We start from the raw sequence: 2,097 nt of genomic DNA, 5'->3' as shown, positions 1-2,097 counted from the left end.
GAATTGGACCGACGATGAATTATGCCAATTTTCCTCTCGACAAGAGGATGCCATTGCCGAATTCGGACGCAGGAAACGGCGAAGACTTCATCGATATCGAGCGGCTGCTTGGCATGGCTGCACGGCAGGCGAAGGTCGTTGCAGTGTGCGCCGCCATCGGTCTTTTCCTGGGCATGCTCTATCTGCAGACCACGCCGCCCAAATTTGTCTCGGTCTCAAGCGTGCTGATCGACGAGGGCCTGAACAAGATCGTCGACGACATCTCGGCGGCGTCGACGACGATGCAAACCGATTCCGCCATTCTGAGCCAGATCGAGATCCTGACCTCGACGCGGCTTGCCGCCGTGGTCGTGGACAAGCTGAAGCTCAGCCAGAACGATGCCTTCATGAACCCGCCCCAGTCGGCGCTGGCCAAGGGCGTCGGTTTCATCCGTGGGTTGATCCAGCTTGTCCGCCCCAGCCCCACCATTCCCGGGGTTGGCGACATCAGCAAGCTCGACCCTGCAACCCGTGATGCACTTATCGCGACGTCGAGTCGCGACTACGCAATCCTCAAGCTGCAGAACGAGGTGAGGGCGGAGCGTGTTGGGCGAAGCTACGTCATCGCGCTCGGCTATCAGTCGACCGATCCGGCATTGTCGGCGGCGATCACCAAGGCCTATGCCGAGGCCTACCTGGCCGACCAGCTCGATGCCAGCTTCGACGCCACCGAGCGCGCGGCGGTCTGGCTGCAGGGCCGGTTGACGGAACTGCGCGAAAGCTCGCAGCAGGCATCGCTCGCGGTCGAGAAATTCAGGGCCGAACACGGCCTGTCCGCCAACAGCGATGGCCAGCTGATGAGCGACAAGCAGCTTGCTGATCTCAACGCCCAGCTCATCGTGGCGCAGGCCGACACGGCACGCGCCAGCGCCCGCTACCAGCAGTACAAGGCGATTATCGAKAGCGGCTCCGACAACGCKTTCAATGACGCCGCCATATCGGCCGACCAGCCAAGCAGCTCGGTCATCGCAGCGCTGAAAACCCGTTATCTCACGGTCGCCAAGCGGCTGCAGGACGTCGAGGCGAATTTCGGCCCACAGCATCCGCAGGCGATGGCGCTGGCCAAGGAGAAGGCCGACATATCAACGCAGATTTTCGGTGAACTGAAGCAACTGACCGAAAGCTATCGCAACGAGTATGAGGTGGCGCAGGCGCGCGAAACCGCACTCAGGGCCAATGTCGCCTCGGCGCAAGGCAAGAGCTCTATCGACAACCAGTCGCAGGTCCAGTTGCGTGACCTCGACCAGAAGGCGACGGCGCTCACCACGCTCTATCAGACGTTCCTCGGTCGCTACGAGGAAGCCGCGCAGCAGCAATCCTTCCCGGTCGGCAAGATCCGCATCATCTCGGATGCTTCGATGCCGCAGGCGGCTTCGAGTCCGCGCACGGTGGTGGTGCTTGGCCTGTCGCTGGTGCTTGGTATGCTGATGGGCGCCGGCTTCGGCGGCCTCAACGAATTCAACGAGCGGTTCTTCCGAACCGGCGAAGAGGTACGCGACCGCGTTGGCCTCAAATTCCTCGGCTACCTGCCGAGCATCGGCAGCAGACCCGCCAAGGAGGACAAGCAGGCCGAGGCTCAGCCGGATGCCAAGGCAGCCAGATCGCCTGCCGCCATCGAAAGGCGCGCCCGAATGCGGGTGAGCATTGACGCTCCAGCATCGATGTTCTCCGAAACGCTGCGCAGCGCCAAGATCGCCTTCGATGTCGTCATGGAAGGGCAAGGCAGCCGCGTCGTCGGCGTCATCTCGGTGCTTCCCGGCGAAGGCAAGTCGACGRTCGCGGCCAACCTTGCCGGGCTGCTTGCCGCCAACGGCGCCAAGACGCTGCTCATCGACGGCGACTTGCGCAATCCGGGCCTCAGCCGCAGCCTCGGCATGGAGGCCGAGCAGGGCCTGATGGAAGCCGTGGTCAACGGCCAGACCTGGCAATCCGTCGGCAAGATCGACCGGCAGACCAAGCTCGCCATCATCCCCGCCGTGCTGCGCGGCAACTTCTCGCACACCAGCGAGCTCTTGTCCTCGGCCGGAATGCGGCGTTTCATCGAGAACGCCAAGGAGA

The 2,097-nt window shown here is 63.0% G+C and carries 1 protein-coding gene; it reads left to right on the top strand.

Annotation, left to right across the window (positions count from 1 at the left end; translation table 11 throughout):
• Positions 1–14: 14 nt before the first annotated feature.
• The coding region (locus AC1DX0_RS35075) for a GNVR domain-containing protein (RefSeq protein WP_477359002.1) at positions 15–2,097 on the top strand (2,083 nt) is incomplete at its 3' end.

The sequence above is a fragment of the Mesorhizobium sp. P3_A9 genome, from assembly GCF_056402975.1.
This window is presented reverse-complemented; position numbering and strand designations above follow the sequence as displayed.